Below are 6037 nucleotides of genomic sequence, written 5' to 3' on the forward strand. Positions count from 1 at the left end.
AGCCGATGACGATGGAGCGAATCATGACCTTCAACGACAAGATCGCTTTCATGGGGCCGGACTTCCTGCTCGAGAACGAGCCGGCACGGCGGCTCTATCACGAGCATGCCGCCGCCATGCCGATATGCGACTACCACTCGCATTTGAGCCCGGTGGAGATCGCCGATGACGTGCGGTTCGACAATCTCACCGAGCTATGGCTCAAGGGCGATCATTACAAGTGGCGGGCAATGCGCTGTGCCGGCATCGACGAGCGGCGCATCACCGGCGACGCGAGCGACCGCGAGCGCTTTCAGGCATGGGCGGAAACCGTACCGGATTGCCTCGGCAATCCGCTCTACCACTGGACCCACCTGGAGCTGCGCCATCCGCTGGGTATCGAGGATACGCTGCTTTCGCCCGCCACGGCCGAGGATGTCTGGGTCACTGCCCGTGAGCGACTGGCCACGCCCCAGCTCAGTGCCCAGGGCATTCTTCAGCGCTTCGATGTGCGCACGGTATGCACCACCGACGATCCGGTCGATGGGTTGGAACTGCATCGCCGTCATGCCGAGAGCGGTGCGGCGCCCATCATGCTGCCCACCTTTCGCGCCGATGCGGTGCTCAAGGTCGAGCAGCCCGGCTTCGTCGATTACCTCGCGGCACTCGAAACCGCCAGCGGTGTCGAGATCCGCCGGTTCGAGGATCTGCTAGCGGCGCTGCATCAACGCCTCGACCACTTTGCCGCCCACGGCTGCCGTCTCTCCGACCATAGCCTGGAGAGGCCGGCGTTCGTCGAACCGCCGAGCGTGTCGGAACTCGACCGGCTACTCGACCGCCGCCGCCGCGGTGAGATGCTCAACGGTGATGAGAACGCTGGCTTCACCACCGCGGTACTGCTGTGGCTGGGACATGAATATGCCCGCCGTGGCTGGGTGATGCAGCTGCATCTCGGTGCGTTGCGCAGCCTGAGTCAGAGGGGCCTGGCCGATATCGGACCCAATAGCGGCTTCGACGCCATCGGTGACGTCACCTATGCCGAGCCGCTGGCAGCGATATTCGATGCGCTCGATCGCGACCGGGCATTGCCGCGCACCGTGGTTTACAACCTCAATCCGCGCGACAACGAGATGCTCGCGAGCTTGGTCGGTTCGTTTCAAGGTGACGGCATCCCCGGGAAGATGCAGTTCGGCGCCGCCTGGTGGTTCAACGACCAGCGCGACGGCATCGAGCGTCAGCTCACCACGCAGATGCAGTTCGGCCTGCTGCGTCACTTCGTCGGCATGCTCACCGATTCGCGCAGCCTGCTGTCGTTCTCTCGCCACGACTACTTCCGTCGCATCTTCTGCCAGATGCTCGGTACACAGATCCAGCGCGGCGAACTGCCGGGCGATCTCGACCGCATCGGCGAGCTGGTGCGGGCGGTGTGCTACGACAACGTGCAGCGCTACCTCTTCGAGCGATGAACTTGGCTCTAACCCTTTTTACTGCGACGGAACATCCATGAAAATCAGCGACGCCTATGTGATCGTCACCGCGCCGGGACGCAACTTCGTCACGCTCAAGATCGTCACCGAATCGGGCACCTACGGCATCGGCGACGCCACCCTTAACGGTCGCGAGTTGGCCGTGGTGGCCTACCTCGAGGAGCACGTGATCCCGGCGCTGATCGGCCGCGATGCCAGTCGTATCGAGGACATCTGGCACTATCTCTATCGCGGTGCTTACTGGCGGCGGGGGCCGGTGACCATGTGTGCCATCGCGGCGGTGGATCTGGCGCTGTGGGACATCAAGGCCAAGGCCGCGGGCATGCCGCTCTACCAGCTGCTGGGCGGCAAGAGTCGCGAGCGGGTGATGACCTACGCCCATTGCACCGGGCGCGACATCGACGCCTGCCTCGATGAAGTCGAGAAACACGTCGACATGGGCTATCGGGCGGTGCGCGTGCAGGCCGGCGTGCCGGGCATCCCGACCATCTACGGTGTGGCCAAGCGCGAGGGCGAGCGCTACGAGCCGGCGGATTCCGAACTGCCCGCCGAGCATGTGTGGAGCACCGAGAAGTATCTCAATCACGTGCCCAAGCTGTTTGCCGCGGTGCGCGAGCGCTTCGGCGACGACCTTCACGTGCTGCATGACGTGCACCATCGCCTGACGCCCATCGAAGCGGCACGCCTGGGCAAGGCGGTCGAACCCTACCACCTGTTCTGGCTCGAGGACTGCGTGCCGGCCGAGAATCAGGAGAGCTTTCGCCTGATTCGTCAGCACACCACCACGCCCTTGGCGGTCGGGGAGGTGTTCAACTCGATCCATGACTACCGCGAGCTGCTCGAGAACCAGTGGATCGACTACATCCGCACGCCGCTCTCCCACGGCGGCGGCATCACCCACCTGCGGCGCATCGCCGACCTGGCCGGGCTCTACCACGTGCGCACCGGCTTTCACGGCCCCACCGACCTTTCCCCGGTGTGCCTGGGCGCGGCGATTCACTTCGATGCCTGGGTACCCAATTTCGGCATCCAGGAGCACATGCCGCATACCGCCGAGACCGATGCGGTCTTCCCCCACGACTACCGTTTCGAGGACGGCCACTTTCTGGTCGGTGAGGCGCCAGGGCATGGGGTCGACATCGACGAGGCGCTGGCCGAGCAATATCCCTACGAACGCGCCAGCCTGCCGGTCAACCGGCTGGAAGACGGTACGCTCTGGCACTGGTAAGGAGCAACTCATGTCTGAAGTCATCCGTATTCACAGTGCCAAGGCCAGCGGCCGCATCGGCATCGTCCATCTGGGGTTGGGCGCTTTTCACCGCGCTCACCAGGCGGTCTACCTGGAGCGCTACCGCCAGCTCAGCGGTGACGGCGCCTGGGGGGTGAGTGCTGCCAACCTGCGCGGTGGGGTGGCACTGGTCGACGCCCTGCGCGAGGCCGGCCATCGCTACCACGTGGCCGAGTATCGCGACCGTGAGCACCTGACCCTGCGCGAGATCGGGGCGATCGAGGAGACGCACTTCACGGGGCGAGACAAGAACGCCGGCAGCGACACCGAGGGGAGCTGGGGGCGCGACCGTGAAGCGCTGCTCGTGCGCCTGACTTCGACGGACGTGCGCCTGGTGACCCTCACCGTCACCGAGAAGGGCTATTTTCTCAACCCGGCGACCGGCTCGCTGCTCGGCGAGGATCCGATGGTCGCTGCGGACATCGCCACGCCTCAGGCGCCGTGCACCGCGCCGGGCATCCTGGTCGAGGCGCTGGCGCGGCGTCGCGCCCTCGGCTTGCCACCCTTCACGGTGCTCTCCTGCGACAACATGCCCAACAACGGCCAGCGCACGCGGGCCGCCGTGGTGCAGCTGGCGAAGCACCGCGATGCCGCGCTCGCCGACTGGATCGCCCGCACGGTGGCCTTTCCGTGCAGCATGGTCGACCGCATCGTGCCGGCCATGACCGAGGCGGATTTCGCGCGGCTGGCCGAACTCGGGGTCGACGACCCCAATGCGGTGGTGTGCGAAACCTTCGCCCAGTGGGTGGTGGAGGACGACTTCCCCCAGGGCCGCCCCGACTGGGAGACGGTCGGCGTGGAAATGGTCGACGACGTGGCGCCCTTCGAGACCATGAAGCTGCGTTTGCTCAACGGTAGCCACTCGCTGCTTGCCTATCTGGGAGCGCCGGAGGGCATCGAGACGGTGGTCGACGCCGTGAGTCGCCCCGACCTGAGGGCTCTGCTGCACCGCTACATGCTGGAGGAAGCGGCGCCGACGCTGGCCATGCCCGAGGGTACCGATGTCGCTGCCTACGCCGAGTCGCTGCTGGTGCGTTTCTCCAACGATAGTCTCAAGCATCGCCTGCACCAGATCGCCATGGATGGCAGCCAGAAGCTGCCGCAGCGCTGGTTCGAGGGCGCTCGCCACTGCTACCGGCTGGGGGAGGCCGCGCCCTGCGTGGCCCTGGGCACGGCGGCCTGGATTCGCTACACCGCCGGCCGCGATCGCCAGGGCCAGGCCTACCCGGTGGACGACCCCCTGGCGTGGCGTTTCGCCGAGCTGCATGATTGGCACGATGGCGATGTCCCGGCGCTGGTCGCTGCTTTCCTGGGCATGGACGACATCGTGCCGCCGGCGCTGGCGGCGGCTCCGGGTTTCGCCGATGCAGTGACTGCCGCCTACCGTACCCTGGTCGATCAGGGACTCGACGCCGCCTTGGCGGCGATGGTGCGAGCCTGACAGAGGAGCTTTCCCATGGAACATACCTGGCGCTGGTTCGGTCCCGCCGACCCCATCCGCCTGGACGAGATCCGTCAGACCGGGGCCACCGGCATCGTCACCGCGCTGCACGAGGAGCCCAACGACCGGGCCTGGTCCGTAGCGGCCATCGCCGAACGCAAGGCGCTCATCGAGGCGGCCGGGCTCCGCTGGTCGGTAGTGGAGAGCGTGCCGGTGCCCGAGGCAGTCAAGCAGGGCCGCCCTGAGCGCGACGGCTTGATCGACACCTACTGCCAGACCTTGCGTAATCTGGCGGCCTGCGGCATCGACACCGTCTGCTACAACTTCATGCCCGTGCTCGACTGGACGCGCACCGACCTGGCCTGGCGTCTGCCCGAGGGCGGGTTGGCGCTGCGCTTCGACCAGACCGCCTTCGCCGCCTTCGACCTCTACCTGCTTGCCCGGCCCGACGCCACGGCCGAATACAGCGAGGCCGAGCAGGCCGCGGCCCGGGCCTATCTCGACGGCCTCGACGCGGCCGGTCGCGACGCCCTGGTCGACACGCTGATCGCCGGCCTGCCGGGAGCGGAGGAGCACTATACGCTGGCTCAGTTCCGCCAGGCCCTGGCCGCCTACGATGGCATCGATGCCGCACGGCTGCGCGAGAATCTTCGCTACTTCCTGGCAGCGGTGGTGCCGGTGGCCGAGGCGGAGGGCATCCGGCTGGCGATTCATCCCGACGACCCGCCACGGCCGTTGCTGGGGCTGCCGCGGGTGGTCTCCACGCCCGGCGACGCACAGTGGCTGCTCGATGCCGTGCCCAGTCCGGCCAACGGCCTGACCCTGTGCACCGGCTCCTACGGGGTGCGTGCCGACATCGACCTGGCCGCCATGGCGCGGCGCTTCGGACCGAAGATCCATTTCGCCCACCTGCGTTCGACGAAGCGCGAGGCGTCCGATCCGCGCAGCTTTCATGAGGCAGCGCACCTCGACGGCGATGTCGATATGGTGGCGGTGATCCAGGCACTGGTGGACGAGGAGCGGCGCCGCGAGCGCGAGGGTGGGCCGCGCCTGCCGCTACGGCCCGACCACGGCCACCATATCCTCGACGACCAGCAGCGCAGCACGGCGCCGGGCTATCCGCTCTACGGCCGCCTCAAGGGGCTCGCCGAGCTGCGCGGCGTGGAACGGGCGGTGCGTCGGTTGTCCTGACGCCCTTGGCATACCCGAATCGATGAAGGCGGCTCCAAGGAGCCGCCTTGCGTTATGGCTTGGCGCAGTGAGCCATCTCTCGTGAGAGAGTCAGTTTTCCCGCTTGCCATCCACCAGCCGACTCACGCCCAGCGGGTTGCCGTCCTTGAGCGCTTCGGGCAGCAGGTCGCCGGGCAGGTTCTGATAGCACACCGGGCGCAGGAAGCGGTGGATCGCCGCGCTGCCCACCGAGGTGGTGCGCGAGTCGGACGTGGCCGGGTAGGGCCCGCCGTGGACCATGGCGTGGCACACTTCGACGCCGGTGGGCCAGCCGTTGGCGAGAATCCGCCCCGCCTTGCGCTCGAGCAGCGGCAGCAGCGAGGTGGCCGCTGGCGCATCGCCGTCGTCCATCTGCAGGGTGGCGGTGAGCTGGCCTTCCAGGGCTTCGGCCACGCTGCGCATCTGGGCAAGGTCGTCGCACTCGACGATCAGCGAGGCGGCGCCGAACGCCTCGGCGTGGAGCGCCGCGTCAGCGAGGAAGTCACCGGCACGGGCCGCGAACAGCGCCGCCTGGCACTGATGCGGGCCCTCGCCCGCCTGACCGCGGGCCACTTCCCGCACCTTGGCGTGCCCCGCCAGGGCGCCGACAGCGTCCGCATAGGCGGCGTGGAT

The 6037-nt window shown here is 67.5% G+C and carries 4 protein-coding genes and 1 pseudogene; 4 read left to right on the plus strand and 1 reads right to left on the minus strand.

Annotated features, from left to right (window positions below):
* Window positions 1-23 precede the first annotated feature (23 nt).
* From uxaC to uxuA, 4 genes are read left to right on the plus strand one after another with little or no spacing between them, the layout of a single operon-like run.
* Window positions 24-1445 carry a glucuronate isomerase gene (uxaC, locus tag BLP96_RS03950; protein WP_089683328.1) on the plus strand — a complete coding sequence of 474 codons (1422 nt, stop codon included), beginning with the start codon at window positions 24-26 and terminating at the stop codon, window positions 1443-1445.
* A gap of 37 nt (window positions 1446-1482) precedes the next feature.
* Window positions 1483-2694 (plus strand): D-mannonate dehydratase ManD, encoded by a 1212-nt coding sequence (gene manD, locus BLP96_RS03955; RefSeq protein ID WP_089683331.1) that lies wholly within the window; start codon window positions 1483-1485, stop codon window positions 2692-2694.
* 10 nt (window positions 2695-2704) lie between these two features.
* Window positions 2705-4195, plus strand: a complete 1491-nt coding sequence (locus tag BLP96_RS03960) for a mannitol dehydrogenase family protein (RefSeq protein WP_089683334.1) — start codon at window positions 2705-2707, stop codon at window positions 4193-4195.
* A 15-nt stretch (window positions 4196-4210) separates the two neighbouring features.
* The gene (gene uxuA, locus BLP96_RS03965) at window positions 4211-5386 is read left to right on the plus strand and encodes a mannonate dehydratase (protein WP_089683337.1); all 1176 of its coding nucleotides are present in this window, start codon (window positions 4211-4213) and stop codon (window positions 5384-5386) included.
* A gap of 90 nt (window positions 5387-5476) precedes the next feature.
* On the opposite strand, the pseudogene BLP96_RS03970 reads toward uxuA, so the two are convergent.
* Window positions 5477-6037 (minus strand): annotated as a pseudogene (locus BLP96_RS03970) (aldehyde dehydrogenase (NADP(+))); the annotation flags it as partial.

This window comes from Billgrantia gudaonensis (assembly GCF_900100195.1).
GTDB classification, from domain to species: Bacteria; Pseudomonadota; Gammaproteobacteria; order Pseudomonadales; family Halomonadaceae; genus Halomonas; species Halomonas gudaonensis.